This is a genomic window from Flavobacterium agri (assembly GCF_013401995.1).
Lineage (GTDB): Bacteria > Bacteroidota > Bacteroidia > Flavobacteriales > Flavobacteriaceae > Flavobacterium > Flavobacterium agri.
On the sequence record NZ_JACBJI010000002.1, the window covers coordinates 186,499 to 206,616 of the forward strand.

Below are 20,118 nucleotides of genomic sequence, written 5' to 3' on the forward strand. Positions count from 1 at the left end.
TTAGGTTTAAACAACTCAAAAAAGCGATTTTTTTATTGTATTTCGAACTCGTCCGTATCCTGAGCCGTACTGTCTACAGCCGTCGAATCTTTCTGCACAGGCGCCCAACAATCGACTTTTATCGACAGGTTCGACGGTCGTTCGAAATCTTTGGTCGAAACGTCTAGATCTTTGTCTTCGTAACATTTCTTCATGAACATACCCCAAATCGGAAGCGCGGCGACCGCACCCTGTCCGTACGTGATGCTCTTGAATCGCGCCGATCGGTCTTCGCAACCTACCCAAACGCCTGCGGCCAGATTCGGGACCATACCCACGAACCAACCGTCGGACTGGTTTTGCGATGTTCCTGTCTTTCCTGCAATCGGGTTTTTGAACACATACGGATAACCCGTCACACGCTCATATCCGTAACCACCGCCCTGGGTACGCAAACGCACACCCGAACCGCTTTCGGTAACGCCTTCTAGCAATCGGATCACGGCAAAAGCCACATCTTTATTAAGCACGTCGTGCGATTCCGGCATCGGTTCGTAAATCAGAGTGCCGTTTTTATCCTCGATTCTCGAGATGAATTGCGGTTTCATGTAGACGCCTTGATTGGCGAATGTGCTGTATGCGGCGACCATGTCCATAACCGTGATTTCAACGGCTCCAAGTGCGATCGATGGCTGTGCCGGAATTTCCGATTTCACGCCGAGTTTATGCGTCAAGTCGATCACGGCTTCAGGTCCGACCTTATCGATCAGTTTGGCCGATACGGTATTGATCGACAACGCGAGTGCTTTCTTTAGCGTCACCATACCGCGATATTGGTGGTCGGAGTTGTTCGGCGTCCAGGTTTCGGTCACGTGGTGGCGTCCTTTCGGGATCGTGAAAGGCGAATCCAGGATCGAGTCGCAAGGCGAGTAGTTGAGCTGTTCGATCGCCGTCGCATATACGAACGGTTTGAACGTTGAACCCACTTGACGTGCGCCTTGGCCCACGTGGTCGTACTGGAAATATTTGTAGTTCATGCCACCGACCCAGGCCTTGATGTGGCCCGTTCTTGGTTCCATCGCCATCATTCCCGTCTGTAGGAAACCTTTGTAATAACGGATGGAATCGGTCGGTGTCATCACCGTATCTTTCTCGCCTTTCCAGGTAAATACCGTCATTTTGGTTTTCACGCCGAACGATTTGATGATGTCTTCCTCGCTTTTCCCGTTGGCTTCCATTTCTTTCCAACGGTCGGAATTTTTCATGGCAGACATCATGATTTTCTGCGTCTCGGCATCCGAAATCCTCACGAAAGGTCGGTTCTTGTTGTCTTTTTGCTGGTTGTCGAACTCGACTTGAAGGTTTGGCAAGTGTTTCGAGACGGCTTCTTCGGCATATTCCTGCATGCGCGAATCGAGCGTCACGTAAATTTTAAGGCCGTCGCTGTAGATGTCGTAATCGGAACCGTCGGGTTTCGGGTTGTCTTTGACCCATTTCTTCATGAATTCGCGCAAATATTCGCGGAAATACGTCGCTATTCCTTCTTTATGGCTTTCCGGATGGAAGTCGAGCACGATCGGCTTGTTTTCCAATTCCTGCTTTTCGGCTTCGGTAAGGAACTTGTTTTTGACCATTTGCCCCAAAACGACATTTCGTCTCAAACGCGTCTTTTCCATACGTCGGATGGGATTGAACAACGACGGGTTCTTGAGCATCCCGACGAGCATCGCGCTTTCCTCGACCGACAAATCTTTGGGCTCTTTATTGAAATATACTTTCGCAGCCGAGCGGATTCCTACGGCTGTGTTCACGAAATCGGCTTTGTTCAAGTACATCGCGATGATTTCGTTTTTGGTGTATTGTCTTTCAAGGCGAACGGCGATGATCCATTCTTTGGCTTTTTGCACCAAGCGGAAAAGCGGAAATCTCGAACCTTCTCCGTGGAAAAGCAACTTGGCTAGCTGTTGCGTGATCGTACTCGCACCGCCGCTGGTTCCGAGTCGTACGGCCGCTCCGATGGTACGTTTTCCGTCGATTCCCGAATGTTCGTAGAAACGTTCGTCTTCGGTGGCGACCAAAGCGTTCACAAGGTGTTTCGGAAGCGCTTCGTACTTGACCATCGTGCGGTTTTCGTTGTAGAATTTACCGATGGTCACGCCATCGGACGAAATGATTTCGGTGGCCAGATTCGATTCGGGATTTTCCAATTCCTCGAACGACGGCATCGATCCGAAAACACCCCAAGAGGCCAACAGGAAAAATAAAATGATGAAACCCAATCCGTAAAACAGGAATTGCCAGAATTTGCGTTTGTAGAACGCCATGTCCCGTTGCAGCCAATTCTTTTTGGGAACGTATTTTTTTGGGATGTATTTTTTCATGGCTTATGGTGTTGATTCGATGCGGAAACCGACTTCGGTAATGCCATCGAGCTTTTCGACGCCCGATACTTTCCCGTTTTGGCGCACGGCTTGGCGAATGTTGATTTTGTATTTTCCTTTCGGGAAACGCATGTTTTCCTTATAGAACAGCTTGTTTTCCTTGATGTCCGAAAAGCCTTCGCCTAAAAGGTTGCCTTCCGCATCGGCCATTTCATATTCGAGCGTATCGACTTTCACGACGCCTTTCGGTTGTTCCATAGAAACGATCAGGAACAGGTTGTTGAATTGGTATTTGTCGTTGTCGCGTACGTTCACGAACAAATTATACGTCTTGAGCGGATCGAGTTCGGGCAAGTCGAAACTTACCACGGTGTCTTTTTGCCAGCCGTTGCCCACGTTTTTGTATTCGTCGAAAACCCTCTTTTTGTCGCATGAAAAAAGAGAAATCCCGACCAGTAAAAGAATGATGCTAGTTTTGAGGTTCATTGCTGCTTCCTTTGTCACGGTTGCGGTTCCTGTTCCTATTTCGGTTTTTGTTGTTCTTTTTCGGTGCACCTTCGGCGTTCGGGTTTTGGCCTTCAGCTTGTGGTTTCGGTCCGCGTTCGGCATCGTTCCTCGGTGCCTGTGCCGGACGTTGTTGCCTTTGCTGGTCTTGCCTCATTTCCGGTTTCGGCCCTCGCTCGCGATTTTGTTGCGGTTTCGGTCCTCGTTCGCCTTCCGAACGTGGTTTGTCACCTTGCGGTCGACGGTCTTGCGGGCCTTTTCCTTCGGGTCTCGGGCCTCTGTTTTCGCGTGGACCTTTATTTTGGTTCGGATTCCCTCCGGAAACTTCGACTCCTTCTCTTCCGCCGCCTTTTTTCTTGCGCTTCTTGTTGCTGCGTTTCGGAACGTCGAATCGCGTAAGGCTTTCCTGTCCGACTACGTTGCTGAATTCGGTCTTGGCCTCGACTTCGACTTCTATCGCATAATCCTCTAACGAAGAAACTTTGCGTTTCTGTTTGTTCTCGGCAATTATTTCTTTTACCTGCTCGATTCCGATCGTATGCCAATTCGCATAATTGTCGGTGTAAGCGAACCACATCAAGCCTTTGAAGATGTCTTGTTTCTGGCACACCGCGTCGCCTTTTTCGGTCTGAAGTTTGGTGTCGAAATCAGGGAAATCCTGGAGCGCGTCCATATACGTGTCGAGCTCGTAATTGAGACAGCACTTGAGTTTTCCGCATTGTCCGGCCAATTTCTGCGGATTCAGCGAAAGCTGCTGGTAACGCGCCGCCGATGTATTCACGCTGCGGAAATCGGTCAGCCAAGTCGAGCAGCACAATTCGCGTCCGCAAGATCCGATTCCTCCAAGTCGAGATGCTTCCTGACGGAAACCGACCTGTTTCATCTCGATGCGAATGCTGAATTCACGTGCAAAATCCTTGATCAACTGACGGAAATCGACACGATCGTTCGCGGTATAATAAAATGTTGCTTTCGATCCGTCGCCTTGGAACTCGATATCTGAAATCTTCATTTCGAGCTTGAGCATGATCGCGAGTTCACGCGCACGAACCTTCATCGGCTCTTCCTTGTCGCGCGCATTCGACCAGATGTCGATGTCTTTTTGGGACGCTTTGCGGTAAATTTTAAGGATTTCGGGCGCATTCGGAGCCACGCCTTTTTTCTTCATCTGAATCTTCACGAGCTCGCCCGTCAGCGTCACGATTCCGACATCGTGCCCCGGAGAAGCTTCCGTCGCGACGATATCGCCCATGCTGAGCGTGAGTTTTTCCGCGTTGCGGTAGAATTCCTTTCGGCCGTTCTTGAAACGCACCTCGACACAGTCGAAAGGCGCTTCACCATTGGGAAGATTCATGTTGGCCAGCCAGTCGAAAACCGTCAGTTTGTTGCAACTGTCAGTTCCGCACGTGCCGTTATTTTTACAACCTTTGACGGATCCGCCGCCCGAGGTCGAACAAGTTGTACATGCCATATTTTATATAATGATCGCGGAAAATCCGCTACGTTTCACGTTTGAATTGCGGGTAAAGATAGTGTTTTTAGTCTGAAAGTCGAAAGTAGAGAAGCTAAAGCGCGAACAATCCGAAACTGCTGCTGTTACTGCTTTCTGTATTGAGGTTTGGGCGTTCAGATGATTAACAAAAACTGATGATGCGTAGCATTTTTCTAAACCGCCGTCGGGCTGTCGGTACTCGCTTTTCGGAAACCTCAAAGGTTTTCAAAACCTTTGAGGTTTATCCAAAAGAGCTCAAACAGATACCGCTATCCCACACGAGCGAAGCGAACGCAAACGCGAAAAAAAACCTGCTCAAATGGAACAGGTTTTCTCGCGTTGAAAATGTCGTCGATTACAATATCTTGTATAATTTATCCGAAAGACGGATGCGGTAATCCAATTTGAAACTCACCAGATCGCCTTTTCTTGCCGTGGTTGCCGGTTGGTCATTCACGAACATTTCCTCGATGATCAATTTTTGTTCGCCTGTCGTCGGACCCGAAATCAGTATTTCATTCGAAACGTACAATTCGCCTTCTTCCACCAAAAATTGCCCTATCGATGCTTTCGGGAAAAAGTGGATGCCTTTTCCAACGTAGGCTTTCTTGATTTTCGCTGTCGTCTCAAAACGTCTTTTCGGTTCCGCAACAGCCGTGCCAACCACGCCTGGACTAGAATTTCTGAACGTCAGAACATCCGATTTTCCTTTTTTGAAAATCATGTTGCCGTTCTTGATGCCGCGACGCAATGCTTTTTGCTCGTCTTCGGGCAAATGGATGATTTCGTTACAAGCCGTCGAGCAACAGCCTTCGAAAGTCTCCGCGCATTCCTCACATTGGATGAACAGCAAGTGACAGGCTTCGTTCGCACAATTTGTATGCGTGTCGCACGGTTTTCCGCATTGGTGGCAGTTCGAGACGATATCGTCTGTGATCCTTTCGCCCAAGCGGTGATCGAACACGAAGTTCTTTCCGATGAATTTGCTCTGCAGACCTTCGGCTTTCACTTGGCGCGTATATTCGATAATTCCGCCTTCAAGCTGATAGACGTTGTTGAAGCCTTTGTGTTTGAAGTACGCACTTGCTTTCTCGCAACGGATTCCTCCCGTGCAATACATCAAAAGGTTTTTGCCTTCCTTGAATTCCGAAAGTTGGGTTTCGATGATCGGAAGCGACTCGCGGAACGTGTCCACATCGGGCTTGATCGACCCGACAAAATGCCCGATCTCGCTTTCGTAGTGGTTTCTCATATCGACCACGATCGTGTTCGGATCGTCGAGCATCGCATTGAAATCGGCTGCACCAAGATGGATGCCTTTGTTGGTGACGTCGAACGTGTCGTCGTTCAATCCGTCGGCCACAATCTTATCGCGCACTTTTATCGTGAGTTTCAAAAATGAATGGTCGTTTTGCTCGACGGCGACATTGAGTCTAATGCCTTGCATGAAATCGTAAGTCTCGAGCGTGTCGCGGAATTCGTAGAAATGATCGGCAGGCAAAGACAATTGGGCGTTGATGCCTTCGTGGGCGACGTAAATCCGGCCCAAAACCTCAAGCGGTTCCCAAGCCATGAATAGATCGTCCCTGAATTTTTTCGGATCTTCGATACGCGCATAGGCATAGAACGACAAAGTGAGTCGTTGCTTTCCGGCCTCGTCGATAAGGGCGGCTCTTTCCTCTGCGCTCAATGTGTTGTACAGTTGCATGCTATAAACAGATTAAGTGGAGTTTTTCGGGCGCAAAGATAAGTGGTTTTTAGGATTTTGCAATTCGGAAGTTGGTATGTACTGGTAATAAGATTGTATTGGCCAAACCATTCGCGTAAATTTTAAGAAAATGTACGTGAAAACTGTAATTTGGATGACTGCTTGCGCGCGACCTTTGTAGACCTAACAGGTCTTCAAGACCTGTTAGGTCTTACAACCCCAAAAACTGATGTGGAAATGTAAAGTAGAAAACCCTTACAATCTCAATCAAATTCCCATCCATCCCAACCTAAAATACCTTAGTCAGGTAGGGTCAAACCCAAAAAATCTGTCTTCTAAAAACAGGCTTCGAAATCTTACAACGTATAACAGGAATACTTAAAAAGTTACAGATTGATTTCGGCCTACATTTATTTATCAATCACCACAAAACCAATTGATTATGAACAGAAGAAGTTTTTTGACAGGCTCGGCCAAGATCGTTTTGGTCACGTCGGGACTTTTCGTCACCGGGAATTTGCTCACGGCCTGCAGTTCTGACGACGACGGTTACTACAATGGCGGTTATTACGATGACGGCTATTATGACGACGGCTACTACGATGATGGTTACTATGACGACGGCTATTACGACGATCGCCAAAAACAGCAACCCAAAGCACAGGATTTGAACCAAAAACCTAAAACACCACAAAAACCTTGAAAAAAATCCTGTTTTTGCACGACACCGACCTTTCCCTTAAACGCGGGGCCGAGCTTACCATCAACCAACTCGTGAATCTCGGTTTGGGGAAAGGTTTTCGTGTGGAAACTGATTTGCTGACGGATCTCGAATCCGCTAGAAACAACATTCTTTCTGCCGATTTGGTCATCGTAAACAGCACGTCGCGATGCAAATTCGAAAAGGAATTGCTGGTTTTTTTGATCGATAGCGGAATCGGTTACGCCAAAGTGGAATACGATTATAACTTCTGTTCGAGACGCAACATCATTTGTACGGTGGACCCAAACCAAAAACTATGTTGCGACGGTGAAAAATTCCATTTATATCGAAAGTTGTTTTCGAAATCGTTGCTCAATTGCTTCCAATCGCCACGGCATCTCGAAAGTCATAAGGAATTTTTTGGGGAAGCGATCCATGAAAATGTACTTATAATGCCACCGACAGTCGAAGTCGATTCGCTTCAGATTTCATCACAAAAAGACGATTCGACAATCCCGTTTTTCGGCGATTTAAGTTTTCTGAAAGGCGCCAAGGCATTCGTAGAATTCGCATCGGCCAATCCTCAAAAGCGATTTGTGGTTTACGGGCGCAACAAAACCGATCTGGCGATTCCTACCAATATCGAATTTCGCGACATGATCGACAACGAAAAAGTGCTTGAGATTTTGGGTCGCACGAAACAGTTTTTTTGTCAGCCGTTTTGGCCCGAACCGTCGGGAAGATTGGCCGCCGAAGCGTTTTTGTCGGGTTGCGAGATCATCGCCAACGACCGCATCGGTACGTTTTCGTTCGATTTTTATCCGAACGACATCGAACGCGCCAAAAAAGAAATGAAAGAGACGCCCGAAATTTTCTGGAGCCGGCTCGAAGAAATTATCGGGAAGGCACAACCCGAAATCCCAACTATGGGAAAAGTGCTCGTGAAAAAGAATTCGGGCGGATTGGGCGACATCTTTTTTTGCCTGCCTGCACTTAATTTATTGAACCAGGCCGCCGATGAGGTGAGTTTTGCGGTAGAAGCGCGGCTTGTTTCTTTTTTGTCCGGATATGTGAAAAATAGTGCGATTGTCGACAGGAATTTGGTCGATGAATCGGATTTCGATACGGTTGTAGAACTCGGAAATTATCCGGCCTATATGGGCGTAAAATTGCCTGACGCCATAAAATATTCGACGCACAAACGCATCCGTCAGCACGCGGCCCAACATTATGTGGACGGATTGTCGAGGCTGCATCGCGATCTCAATTATTCGAAAATCCAGTATCCGTATTTTCCAAAGAAAACCAATCTGGAGAAACCGTATTTCACGATTCATCCCGGCGCCGGATTTTTGCTCAAGGCTTGGCCGGCAAAGGAATTCGCGAAAGTGATTGCCGAAATTCTGGAACGTTACCCGGAATTGGAGTGTCGGATTTTTTTAGGCAAAGACGAGCCTGATCCGACAGTGTTTTTGCGTTCTGATACAAGGATTTCGATCGAGAACGGAGACCTTGAAGCCGTAGCCGAAACCTTGAAAGCAGCGATTTTCCACATTGGTAACGACTCGGGAATCACGCATTTGGCCGAAGCGTTCAACATTCCAACCGTCGGGATTTACGGGCCGACCGGACCAGGCGTTTGGGGAAGCCTCGCCGAAATGTATGAAACCGTGTACGGCAAAGAAGGCAATTGCGATTTGACGTGCGATTTCCGGATTTTGGTCAATTGTCAGGATCGGGTTTGCCTGTCGTCGATCACGCCTTCGAAAGTTATGGGCGCGGTCTTGAAATTGTTGCAGCGGATATTTCCTGAAAAATCCAGCAAACCGATGATTAATCCGGGATTGGATGTAAAATGGAATGTAGACGATTGCATCCTCAAGCTCGGTCAAACCGAATTCACGATCAATTTCAACAATGCGGAAACTAAATCGAAAGTGCTACGACTGCTTTCGGGAAATTTTGATGGTTTGGATCAAGAGATGCAACAGTTTACAGACTTCCTTGAGCAACAGTTCATGATTTTAACGCCGCCCGAAACTGTGGTGCTGATGGGAAATTCCTTTAACAAAAAGGGAGTAAAAACTGTACTTGACAGTCTCTGAACTTCGGGATTTTCCAAAAAAAAAGACCGCTCAAAAAAGCGGCCTTTCAACTTCTGTAACGGATATTAACAATATTCCTCGTACGCATCCTTTAGGTTCTCGGCGATAATCTCAGCCGGACGACCTTCGATATGGTGACGTTCGAGCATGTGCACCAATTCACCATCCTTGAACAAAGCCATGCTTGGCGAAGAAGGCGGGAAAGGGAACATTTTGTCGCGGGCCGCGTCTACGGCATCGCGCTCCATTCCGGCGAAAACAGTTACCAAATGATCGGGTTTCTTGCTTCCGTCAAGGCTCATTTTTGCTCCCGGACGCGCGTTTCTGGCGGCGCATCCGCAAACCGAATTCACGACAACCAAAGTCGTTCCGGGCAACGAGAGTGCCGATTCTACAGCGTCGGCGCTATATAATTCCTGAAAACCGGCTGAAACGAGTTCCTCGCGCATCGGTTTTACCAATTCTTCTGGATACATAACAAAAGTGCTAAAGTTAGGCTACAAAGATACGCAGAAATGCTAATTATAACCCGACAATCCACAATCGGAAAAACCAATCAAGTGCATAGGTTTGGACTATGATGTCAATTGAGCGTATATCGCAACCCGCAAAATGTACGCAATCCTTGATTAGGAGCGTACACATACGTCGGGTCGAAAGTCAACGCATAGGGGTTGGAAGGCGTCGCGATCACATTGCCGTTCGAATCGTATTCCACGTTATGGTCGAACGGATCATCCGCATTGGCAATCAGGAACGGTGCTTTTTTGGCCGGTGTCCAATCGAGCAAGTTCTTTATCCCGAAATACAATTCCAGATTCCGTATGCCTTTATAGGTGAATTGTATGTTTTGGATGCTCCATGTAGGAGAATGATCGTCGCGCGGATCTAACGGACCCAGCAAAGGCAGTCGCATCGGACCATAAATATTTCCCGTGTAATCGATGTCGAAAGCTGTTCCCGGGATTCGATACGAAATCGCCCAAGTGCCCGAAAAGCGTTCGGTAAGTGCCTGACGCGTCGTTTTTCCGTTCTCGGTACGCGTGACATCCATGAAAGTCGCGCCGATCGTGGCTTTGATGCCATTCGGAAGCACGAGGTCGACATTGCCGCTGATACCTTTCGTGACCGCATGTCCGTCGAGATTCCTGTAAATGATCTGGTTCGGATTGGTGTCGTAATCGGGCAGGATCGAATTCGTGAAATACGTGTACCAGGCTGCAGTCTCTACATGCAGTACGCCTCCGTTTTCGAACCTGAACTTGCGCAACAGATTCAAGTTGGCATTCCAAGAACGTTCGGGTTTTATGTCGCCGACTACCACAACATCGCGCGCTCCGGTCAAGGCCGCATGCTCTTCGGTAAACAGATTCACGACGCGGAAGCCCGTTCCCGAATTCAGCCTCAAAATCGTGCCGTCCTTGAAACTCCATTTGTAGGCAAGCCGAGGCGTAAAAATCGATCCGTGGCGGTTGTTGTAATCGTATCTCGCACCGAGAAGCAGTTTGTGTCTTTCGGCAAGTTTGATTTCATCCTGGGCGAAAAAACCCGGAATATTCATATGATCGGCTTTTTCGGTAGCCGTCGTATTGTCGTTGTAATATTGGTAACGGAAGGCCGCCCCGAAAAGCAGGTCGTGCCTGTCGAGTTTTTTGTCCCAGGTGAATTGACCGAAGCCGATGCGTTGTCGCGCCAAATACATGATATCGCCGTAAGCCGCGTTCTGGTCATGGTCGGTATACGAATATTGGAAAAGCACTTTTTCCTTTATCGGAAGCTCGTAAGCGCCGACGATTTCAAAACGGCTCGTATAAATGCTTTCGCCATAGACTTCGTCTCCACCGCGATGGCGTTTCCTCCATTGCATCTCACCGCCCCAACGGTCTTCGTAATAATAGCGACCCATGATCGAGAACAGCTTGTTGTCGGCTCGCTCGAAATTCCATTTCTGGAAAACCGAGATGCGGTCCTGAAGCGTGACATCGGTAAAATTGTCGCCGTTTTCGTCAATCGGGTTGCTGTAGTTGAAATAATTGACTCCGGTAAGCGCACTTGCTTTTTCGGAAGCCGTAAATTTGAAACTCATATCGGCATTCGTCTCGCCCCAACTCGTAGTGAACGCATCGGCATAAAAAGCCGGACTTGTGCGCGCGGTTTTGGTGATGATGTTGATCAGTCCGCCGACGGCCTCGCTTCCGTAAAGTGAAGAAGCCGGGCCTTTCACGACTTCGATGCGATCCAAAATCGAATTCGGGATTCCCGATAATCCGTAAACCGTCGACAATCCGCTTACGATGGGCATTCCATCAATCAAAACGAGCGTATACGGGCCTTCAAGTCCGTTGATGTGGATATCGCCCGTGTTGCAAATGTTGCAATTGAGCTGTGGACGTACACCGTTCACGTTCTGCAAGGCTTCGAATACATTCGCCGTCGGATTTTTTTTGAAATAAGCAGGTTTGTAGCTTTCTACAGGCACCGGGCTTTCCGATCGCGAAACCGCTTTCAATGTTCCAGTGACGACGACTTCCTCGAGCGCATTGTCTTCTTTGAGATCGAAATTGAGCGTGGCTTCGGAACCGTCCGAAACCGTGACGCTTTTGGATTGGCGTTGCATTCCGACGAAAGAAGCTGCGATTTGATGCTTCCCCTTTGGCAGATTTTCAAAACGGAATTTCCCCACGGAATCGGTCATCACCGAATTGTTTTTTAAAGAGATCACGACGTTTTCCAACGGTTTTCCGTCGAGTCTTACGGTTCCCGAAACACTTCCTTGGGAAAAAGCGAACAGGTTTAGAAAAAGAAATCCAAAAAGGAAGTTTAGTTTCACAATAATTAAAATTTAGACAAATCTAAAAATTAAATTTGTCGAAACAAAAAATAAAATTTACATTTGGGTTAAAATTTGCAAAGTGAAGGGTAAATCACTCGAAGAAGTACACGAATCGGTCTCGACGCAGAACAAAGCCAAAGGTTTTAGGAAAATCCTTGCGTTTTTAGGGCCGGCTTATTTGATCTCGGTCGGATATATGGATCCCGGAAACTGGGCGACCGACATCGCCGGAGGCAGCCAATTCGGTTATGCGCTGATTTGGGTGTTGCTCATGAGCAACATCATGGCGCTGCTTTTACAAAGTTTGAGCGCGCGTCTTGGAATCGTCACGCAGCGGGATCTGGCACAGGCTTCACGCGAAACCTATTCACCTTTCGTCAATTATGTTTTATACTTTTTGGCCGAAATCGCGATTGCGGCGTGCGACCTGGCCGAAGTGCTCGGTATGGCCATCGGTTTGAACCTGTTGTTCGACATTCCGTTGTTGCACGGCGTGTTCATCACGGTTTTAGACACTTTCCTGTTGCTTTTCCTGATCAACAAAGGCATCCGCAAAATGGAAGCCTTCATCATTGCGCTAGTGGCGATTATCGGATTTTCGTTCATCTGCGAGATGATTTTCGCCCAACCCGAACTACCCAAAATCGCCGCGGGATTGATTCCTTCGTTGCCCGGAGAAGCCGCGTTGTATATCGCGATCGGGATTATCGGGGCGACCGTGATGCCTCACAATTTATACCTGCATTCGTCTCTGGTACAGACGCGCAAATTCGACCGCACCAAAGAAGGCGTAAAGCAAGCGCTCAAATACAATTTCATCGATTCGACGATAGCGCTCAACCTCGCATTTTTCGTGAATGCCGCCATCCTGATTTTGGCCGCCGCGACATTTTATAAGAACGGAATGTACGATGTTGCCGAAATACAGGACGCACATAAATTTCTTGCGCCGATGTTAGGCACGAAATGGGCCGCGATCCTGTTCGCGGTCGCGTTGATTGCCGCAGGTCAAAGTTCTACCGTCACCGGAACACTTGCGGGCCAAATCATCATGGAAGGTTATCTGAATCTGCGCATCCAACCTTGGGTTCGCCGTATTTTGACGCGTCTGATCGCGATCGTTCCGGCGGTGATCACCATTTCGTATTTCGGCGAAAGCGTTACCGGAAAACTGCTGATTTTGAGTCAGGTGATTTTGAGTCTGCAACTCGGATTCGCGATTATCCCGTTGATCCATTTCGTGAGCGACAAGACCAAAATGAAAGGTTTCCACATCAATCGCATCACACAAATTTCGGCATGGCTAATTGCTTTGGTGATCGTTTCGCTCAACGGAAGATTGGTGTACGCCGAAATCAAAGGCTGGCTCGAAACCTCCGAAAATCCTACGCTTTTGTGGTTTACGGTTGTTCCGTTGGCAATCGCTTTCCTGATTTTGTTGCTGTACATCGTGATCAAACCGTTCGTGATCAAGCCGAAAGAACACATCTACAACCATTCGCCTCACCATCTCAAACTTAAATACGTCCACACGGGCGAATCGGCCAAAAAGAACATAGCGGTTACCGTTGATTTTTCGGCCGCCGACGAGAACGCGCTCAACAATGCGTTCGCGCTTGGCGGAACCGATGCCAAATACACGTTGATACACGTAGTGGAAACGGTGGGCGCAATCATGTATGGAGACGAGATCGTCGACCACGAAACTTCGGTAGACGAACAATTGTTGCAGGAATACGACGAAATGCTCACGTCTAAAGGCTATACCATCGAAACCAAACTCGCGTTCGGGAATCCGGGCAAAGGCATTGCGAAACTCGTAAACGCGGGCAATTTCGACGTTTTGGTCATGGGCACGCACGGTCATTCGGGCTTCAAGGATTTGCTTTTCGGGACGACCGTGAGTAAAGTGCGGCACGGGATTTCGATTCCGCTTGTGATTGTAAAGAAGTGATTTTGAGGTGAAACTTGAAATGTGAAACGTAAAATGAGTGAGGTTTCGTAAAACCAAGACATGCGTCTCATCTCAAGTTTCTCATCTCAGGTTTCTCATCAAACATTTCACAAACAACATTTTACATTTAACAATGACCTTTTCAGAAGAAAATTACCTCAAGACCATTTACCACCTCACGAGCGTGACAGACGCCGAAGTGAGTACGAACGCGATTGCCGAGAAAATGGAGACAAAAGCTTCATCGGTGACCGACATGCTCAAGAAACTGGCCGAGAAGGAACTCGTGAGTTACAAGAAATACCAAGGCGTATCGCTTACCGATCAAGGGTTGCTGGCCGCGAAAATGATCGTGCGCAAACACCGGCTTTGGGAAGTTTTCCTCGTGGAGAAACTCGATTTTAATTGGGATGAGGTACACGACATAGCCGAACAGCTCGAGCACATACAATCTGAACAATTGATCAACCGCCTCGACGATTTTCTCGGGAATCCGACAGAAGACCCGCATGGCGACCCGATTCCGGATGCTTTGGGTCGTATCGTCAAGGTCGAGAAGCAATTATTGTCGGAACTCGAGGAAAGCCAATCGGGGATTTGTGTCGGCGTGAAAGATACATCTTCGGAATTCCTCAAATATCTGGACAAACAGAAAATCTCGCTCGGGACGAAAATCGATATCGTATCGAAAGAAGCGTTCGATTTGTCGTTGCGCATCAAAGCGAACGGATCGGAAATGACGATTTCGAACAAGATCGCCGGGAATTTGTTCGTGAGAAAGACGTGATTCGAAGTCGGATTTGCGTGAGGGATGTGAGCGGATATCCTTTTTGGGGTGGCGAGCGCAGTCGAGGCACCTCAAAAAGATAGCAGCGGCAGCCCGACGGCGGCTTCTAAAACAGTGATGCTATCGCGGACATGAAAGTCGCCGGCACGCCCAAGAAAAAATTCTCACGAACAACCGCAATCCGGTCCGCATCCGTCCTTTTTCTTCTTCTTGAAAAAGAACTTGCGCGCCAAAAAGAAAACGGCGGCGGCCAAAATCCCGAAAGCCAGAATTTCCTGTATCATTGCAGCAATTGATAAGCGGTGAAAGCGGCCAGGTAAGCGATGACGCTCATTACCGTAAATTGGATTGCGGGCCATTTCCACGAATTTGTCTCTTTTTTCACGATGGCCAACGTACTCGCACACTGCATCGCAAAAGCGTAGAAAAGCAAAAGCGAAACACCGGTCGGAAGGTCGAAAAGACGAGAACCGTCTGCTCTGGTTTCGGTGGCCATTTTCTCGCGTATCGGATCTTGTTCGTCTGTATCGCCGACGCTGTAAATCGTGGCCAAAGTGCCGACGAAGACTTCGCGGGCCGCGAATGAACTCAACACCGCAATCCCGATTTTCCAATCGTAACCCAACGGTTTGATTACGGGTTCGATGATTTTTCCGGTAAGCCCAAGGTAGGAATTCTCGAGTTTGTACGAATTGATTTCGTTGGTCAACGTTTGTTCGTCGTATGTGATGTTGCGCGCTTTTAGGTTGTCGGCAACGATTTTATCGGCATTTTCGAAATCGTGGCCTGGACCGTACGAAGCCAAAAACCAAAGCACGATCGAAATCGCCAAGATGATTTTTCCTGCTCCGACGACGAACGCTTTTGTTTTCTCGACAACGTTGATCGCTACATTTTTGAACAGCGGAAGCTTGTAATTCGGCATCTCGACCACAAAATAACTCTTACCTTTTATGTTGAGGACTTTGTTCAGGACGTAAGCCGCCAGGATCGCCATCGAAAAACCGGCAACGTACAACGCCATTAACATGAGGCCTTGCAGATTGAGGAATCCGAGTACGCGTTTATCCGGAATAATCAACGAAATGATGATCGTATAAACCGGAAGACGAGCCGAGCAAGTCGTAAACGGCGTGACTAAAATCGTGATCAAACGTTCTTTCCAATTTTCGATGTTGCGCGTGGCCATGATAGCCGGAATCGCGCAGGCCGTACCCGAAATCAAAGGCACGACGCTTTTTCCGCTAAGACCGAAGCGCTTCATGATCTTGTCCATCAAGAACACGACGCGGCTCATGTAACCGCTTTCCTCGAGTATCGAAATGAACAGGAACAAAAATGCGATCTGCGGGATGAAAATCACGATTCCGCCGATTCCCGGAATGATACCTTGGGCGATCAAATCGGTCAAGATTCCAGATGGCATGTGTGTCGCGACGGCATTCGAGAGCCATCCGAAACCGGAATCGATCAAATCCATCGGATATTCGGACCAACTGAAAATACTCTGGAAAATCACGAAAAGTATAGAGAAGAAAATCACGTATCCCCAAACTTTATGCGTGAGCACGCGATCGAGTCGGCTTCCGAAATCCTTGGCTGCGCTCGCATCTATGGTTTGTCCGATGCGCAACACGTCGTTGATGAACTGGTAGCGTTTGATGGTTTCCTTTTGCTGCAGGCGTTTGAGCTCCGAATCGGGTTTGCGCAAGGCCGAAAGGATTTCCTTTTTCTCGATGCCGCGGAAATTCACGTCCTGCGTGATCACGAGCCATAATTTGTACAAAAGCTCGTTCGGAAAGGTTTTGCGCAATCCGTCGAAATACGCCTGGTCGATAGCCGAAGCGTTAAGACAAGGTTCGGTGGAAAGCGTTTTATAGGAAACGATGAGGTTCTTGAGCTCGTCAATCCCTTGTTTTTTGCGCGTGCTGATGAGCGCGATTTTAGTATTAAGGCGTTCCTCGAGGTACGGAATGTCGAGCGAAATCCCTTTGTATTCCATACGATCGGCCATGTTGATGGCCAAAACGACGGGAATTTCAAGGTCTTTGATCTGAGTGAAAAGCAGCAAATTGCGCTTGAGGTTTTCCACATCGGTAACCACGACGGCCACGTCCGGGAACAATTTGTCGTTTTTGTTGAGCAGCAATTCGATCACGACGTTTTCGTCCATCGAACTCGCGTTCAAACTGTACGTTCCGGGCAAATCGAGAATGTTCGCCTTTATGTTGTGTGGCAGTTTGCAAAACCCGATTTTCTTCTCGACGGTGATTCCGGGATAATTCCCAACCTGTTGATTGAGGCCCGTCAATGCATTGAATACCGACGTTTTCCCAACATTGGGATTCCCGATAAGCGCTACATTGATGTTTTCGTTGCTCATTAGATCTCTACCGAGATGTGCTTTGCCGTTTCCTTGCGGATGGCCAATCGCGCACCGTTGATGTCAAGGTACATGGGATCGCCAAGAGGTGCGATCTGCAGCAATTCGACAGTATTTCCGGGTAAGCAGCCCATTTCGAGCAACTTTAGCGGAAGCGTGTCCGAATCGATTTCCGTGATGATGGCCTTTTCGCCTTTCTTCAGTTGGTCAACGGTCGTGTGCAAGCCTTATTTAGATTGAATAAAGCGCAAAAATACGATAAAAGTTCGTGAGTTTACCGTTTGCGCGTTCGTAAGATATAACGTTGTGATAATTTTAAGGAGCTTGATCTTGCGGTGTTCTACTCCCGAAGCTTCGACGGGTTGACCACGCGCATCTCAATCGTTCCCTTCCTGACTCAACCAATTGATATCTTCTATCAACCGTTTCACATCCTCAGGCTTCGTCCCGTCATAAAATCCGCGAACACGGCGTTTCGCATCGACCAGAACGAAATTTTCGGTATGTACCATGTCGTACAATTCCTCGGGTTTTCCGAGTTTTACGGCCAAATACGACTTGCGTGCCATCTCGTAAATTTTCTTTCGGTCACCGGTCACAAGATTCCATTTGGCATCGTTCACGCCTTTTTCTATCGCATATTTTTTAAGCACGGGCACGCTGTCCACTTCGGGCATCACCGTATGCGATAAAATCATCACTTTCGGATTGTTGGCGATGGCTTTCTGCACATCGGCCATATTGCGCGTCATGATCGGGCAGATCGACTGGCACGTCGTAAAGAAAAAATCGGCCACGTAAATCTTACCTTCGTAATCTTTTTGGGTTACGGTTTTTCCGTTTTGGTTTACGAACGAAAAGTCGGCTATCGTATGTGTTTTCCTGATGTCCTGAAGCGTGCTGTCGACCATTTCAGGATTTACGTCGGCGGGACTGAAAATTTTGAGTGTCTTTCTCGGTTTCAGAACCTGATAGAAAGCCGCAATTGAAACAGCCGAAACCAACAACATCGTGATGAAAAAAACGCGGTACTTCTTTAAAAAGGAAAGCATGTTTGGATTTTGGCGCAAAAATACGAAGGAATTCAGACCCGACTCGAAACAATTAACACTCATTTTGGCTCTGGTCGCGAAACAAAACGCATTTTCCAAAGACTAACTTCCTAACTTTAAGCCAACATAACCCAATCGTATGAAAAACTGCAACAAAAAACTCTGGCTGATGCTGCCATTGCTCGCTTGTTCGGGCATTTACGCACAATCAGCCCAATCAAAACCGGGCATCAACCTGTCGCTCATGGATACCAAAGTGAAACCAGGCGACGATTTCTTCCGATTCGTCAACGGATCATGGTTCGACAAGACCGAAATTCCGGCCGACCGCACGCGTTGGGGTAGCTTTGACGAATTGCGTCAGAATACCGACAACGATGCGCTTGCGATTCTCAAAACAGCCGTAGCGAATCCTAAATACAATTCGAAAACCGATCAGGGAAAAGCAATCGCGCTTTACAAGTCGATTCTTGACACGGTCGCGCGCAATAAAGCCGGCATAAAGCCATTGAAGCCGTATCTCGACAAGATCAATGCGATCAAGTCGGTTGCCGATTTGCAGAATTTCCTGATTTGGATGGAACCTCAAGGCGGTCTCGGATTCTTCGGTGTCGGTGTAGGCCCGGATTCCAAAAACAGCAATAAGAACCAGGTCGGACTTGGCTTGGGAAGCCTCGGTTTGCCCGATCGCGATTATTACGTTGGCGAGGATGCCGATTCCAAGGAAAAACGTGAGAAATATGTAGCGCACGTAACGAGGATGTTGCAATATCTGGGCGAAAGTCCGGCGAAGGCCAAATCGGATGCCGAGCATATCCTTGCGTTGGAAATCGCCATGAGCAAGCCGAGACTGGATCGTGTAGAGAGACGCGACCGACGCAAAACCTACAATCCGATGACGGTTGCCGACTTGCAAAAACTGACGCCAAGCATCCAATGGGAAGCTTATCTCTCAGGCGTCGGCATGCCTAAGCTTGACACGTTGAATGTTTCCCAACCGCGATACATGACCGCTTTGAACGATATTTTCAAGGAGAATAAAGTGGACGACTGGAAGGCGTATTTGCGTTGGATGTTGCTCAACCGTTCGGCCGGAGCGCTTTCTACTGAACTCGAAAACGCCAACTGGGAATTCTACGGAAAAACGCTTACAGGAGCCGTAAAGCAACGTCCGCGTGACGAACGCGCGCTGCAAACCGTCAACGGATCTGTCGGCGAGGCATTGGGCAAATTGTACGTAGAGCAAAAATTCCCGCCCGAGGCAAAGGCAAAAGCCGAAGAACTCATCCAATATTTGTTCCGCGCTTACGAAACCCGTATTAACGCTTTGCCTTGGATGGACGAAAAAACACGTGCCATGGCCATCGCAAAGCTCAAGAAATACCGCGTAAAAATCGGTTATCCGGACAAATGGCGCGATTATTCCGACCTTACTTTGAAATCTCCGGCAGAAGGCGGAAGTTATTTCTCGAACTTCACGGCTATGGCCGAATGGCGTCATCGCGAAAGCTTGAAAGACCTCAAGAAACCGGTAGACAAGGAACGTTGGGGCATGTCGCCTCAAACCGTGAACGCGTATTACAATTCGACCAATAACGAAATCGTGTTCCCTGCGGCCATCCTTCAACCGCCGTTTTACGATTACAGGGCCGACGCTGCGGTTAATTTCGGTGGAATCGGAGCGGTTATCGGACACGAAATTTCACACGGATTCGACGATTCGGGAGCAAGATTCAACGCCGACGGTAACCTCGTGAATTGGTGGTCTGAAGAAGATTTGAAGAAATTCACCGATCTGGGTTCGGCTTTGGCTGCCCAATATTCGGCACTTGAACCGCTTCCGGGCACTTTCGTCGACGGCAAATTCACGCTTGGCGAAAACATCGGCGACCTCGGAGGAATCAATGCAGCTTACGACGGGCTCGAACTTTACCTCAAAGAAAAAGGCGATCCGGGAAAAATCGACGGTTTCACGCAACAACAGCGTTTCTTTATTTCGTGGGCTACGATCTGGAGAACCAAAATCCGTGATGAATCCATCAAAAACCTTGTCAAGACCGATACGCATACGCCGGGAATGTTCAGGGCTTACGTGCCTTTGCAAAACGTGGATGCGTTCTATCAGGCATTCGATATAAAACCAGGAGAAAAACTGTACGTCACTCCAGACAAACGCGTAAAAATCTGGTAATTAATTAACGAAGTTGCTGAAAGTTCAGCTTTCTGCTACTGCTACT

At 48.1% G+C, this 20,118-nt stretch carries 15 protein-coding genes; 5 read left to right on the plus strand and 10 right to left on the minus strand.

Going from position 1 to position 20,118, the window contains the following annotated elements; translation table 11 throughout:
* Window positions 1-32 precede the first annotated feature (32 nt).
* From HZF10_RS04900 to trhO, 4 genes are all read right to left on the minus strand, one after another.
* Window positions 33-2,303 (minus strand): penicillin-binding protein 1A, encoded by a 2,271-nt coding sequence (locus tag HZF10_RS04900; RefSeq protein WP_246282492.1) that lies wholly within the window; start codon window positions 2,301-2,303, stop codon window positions 33-35.
* A 60-nt stretch (window positions 2,304-2,363) separates the two neighbouring features.
* The gene (locus tag HZF10_RS04905) at window positions 2,364-2,846 is read right to left on the minus strand and encodes a gliding motility lipoprotein GldH (RefSeq protein ID WP_176005067.1); all 483 of its coding nucleotides are present in this window, start codon (window positions 2,844-2,846) and stop codon (window positions 2,364-2,366) included.
* The gene (gene ricT / locus HZF10_RS04910) at window positions 2,830-4,335 is read right to left on the minus strand and encodes a regulatory iron-sulfur-containing complex subunit RicT (RefSeq protein WP_176005068.1); all 1,506 of its coding nucleotides are present in this window, start codon (window positions 4,333-4,335) and stop codon (window positions 2,830-2,832) included. Before ricT ends, HZF10_RS04905 begins: the two co-directional genes overlap by 17 nt.
* 376 nt (window positions 4,336-4,711) lie before the next feature.
* Complete coding sequence (trhO, locus tag HZF10_RS04915; protein ID WP_176005069.1) at window positions 4,712-6,064, minus strand: oxygen-dependent tRNA uridine(34) hydroxylase TrhO; 1,353 nt, start codon at window positions 6,062-6,064, stop codon at window positions 4,712-4,714.
* Between the two features lie 442 nt (window positions 6,065-6,506).
* Here trhO and HZF10_RS04920 point away from each other — a divergent pair, with 442 nt between their 5' ends.
* Together HZF10_RS04920 and HZF10_RS04925 are read left to right on the plus strand one after the other, a co-directional pair.
* On the plus strand, window positions 6,507-6,767 hold the full coding sequence (locus tag HZF10_RS04920; protein ID WP_176005070.1) for a hypothetical protein: 261 nt from the start codon (window positions 6,507-6,509) through the stop codon (window positions 6,765-6,767).
* Entirely contained in the window at window positions 6,764-8,872 is a 2,109-nt protein-coding gene (locus tag HZF10_RS04925) for a glycosyltransferase family 9 protein (RefSeq protein ID WP_176005071.1), read from the plus strand. Before HZF10_RS04920 ends, HZF10_RS04925 begins: the two co-directional genes overlap by 4 nt.
* Window positions 8,873-8,937: 65 nt before the next feature.
* On the opposite strand, the gene HZF10_RS04930 is transcribed toward HZF10_RS04925, so the two are convergent.
* Window positions 8,938-9,348 (minus strand): BrxA/BrxB family bacilliredoxin, encoded by a 411-nt coding sequence (locus HZF10_RS04930; protein WP_176005072.1) that lies wholly within the window; start codon window positions 9,346-9,348, stop codon window positions 8,938-8,940.
* A gap of 107 nt (window positions 9,349-9,455) precedes the next feature.
* Entirely contained in the window at window positions 9,456-11,702 is a 2,247-nt protein-coding gene (locus tag HZF10_RS04935; RefSeq protein WP_176005073.1) for a TonB-dependent receptor, read from the minus strand.
* An 82-nt stretch (window positions 11,703-11,784) separates the two neighbouring features.
* Between HZF10_RS04935 and HZF10_RS04940 the strand changes: the two genes are divergently transcribed.
* On the plus strand, window positions 11,785-13,659 hold the full coding sequence (locus HZF10_RS04940; RefSeq protein WP_176005074.1) for an Nramp family divalent metal transporter: 1,875 nt from the start codon (window positions 11,785-11,787) through the stop codon (window positions 13,657-13,659).
* A 133-nt stretch (window positions 13,660-13,792) separates the two neighbouring features.
* Window positions 13,793-14,446 (plus strand): metal-dependent transcriptional regulator, encoded by a 654-nt coding sequence (locus HZF10_RS04945; protein ID WP_176005075.1) that lies wholly within the window; start codon window positions 13,793-13,795, stop codon window positions 14,444-14,446.
* 164 nt (window positions 14,447-14,610) lie between these two features.
* On the opposite strand, the gene HZF10_RS04950 is transcribed toward HZF10_RS04945, so the two are convergent.
* The 4 genes from HZF10_RS04950 to HZF10_RS04965 form a co-directional block, all read right to left on the minus strand.
* Complete coding sequence (locus tag HZF10_RS04950; protein ID WP_176005076.1) at window positions 14,611-14,730, minus strand: FeoB-associated Cys-rich membrane protein; 120 nt, start codon at window positions 14,728-14,730, stop codon at window positions 14,611-14,613.
* Window positions 14,727-16,829: a ferrous iron transport protein B gene (gene feoB, locus HZF10_RS04955; RefSeq protein ID WP_176005077.1), complete on the minus strand. Its 2,103-nt coding sequence runs from the start codon at window positions 16,827-16,829 to the stop codon at window positions 14,727-14,729. Before feoB ends, HZF10_RS04950 begins: the two co-directional genes overlap by 4 nt.
* Window positions 16,829-17,053: a FeoA family protein gene (locus tag HZF10_RS04960; protein ID WP_176005078.1), complete on the minus strand. Its 225-nt coding sequence runs from the start codon at window positions 17,051-17,053 to the stop codon at window positions 16,829-16,831. The genes feoB and HZF10_RS04960 overlap by 1 nt, the downstream gene beginning before the upstream one ends.
* Before the next feature lie 153 nt (window positions 17,054-17,206).
* Complete coding sequence (locus tag HZF10_RS04965) at window positions 17,207-17,881, minus strand: SCO family protein (protein WP_176005079.1); 675 nt, start codon at window positions 17,879-17,881, stop codon at window positions 17,207-17,209.
* A gap of 139 nt (window positions 17,882-18,020) precedes the next feature.
* Between HZF10_RS04965 and HZF10_RS04970 the strand changes: the two genes are divergently transcribed.
* Window positions 18,021-20,072, plus strand: a complete 2,052-nt coding sequence (locus HZF10_RS04970; RefSeq protein WP_176005080.1) for a M13 family metallopeptidase — start codon at window positions 18,021-18,023, stop codon at window positions 20,070-20,072.
* The last annotated feature ends 46 nt before the right edge of the window (window positions 20,073-20,118 follow it).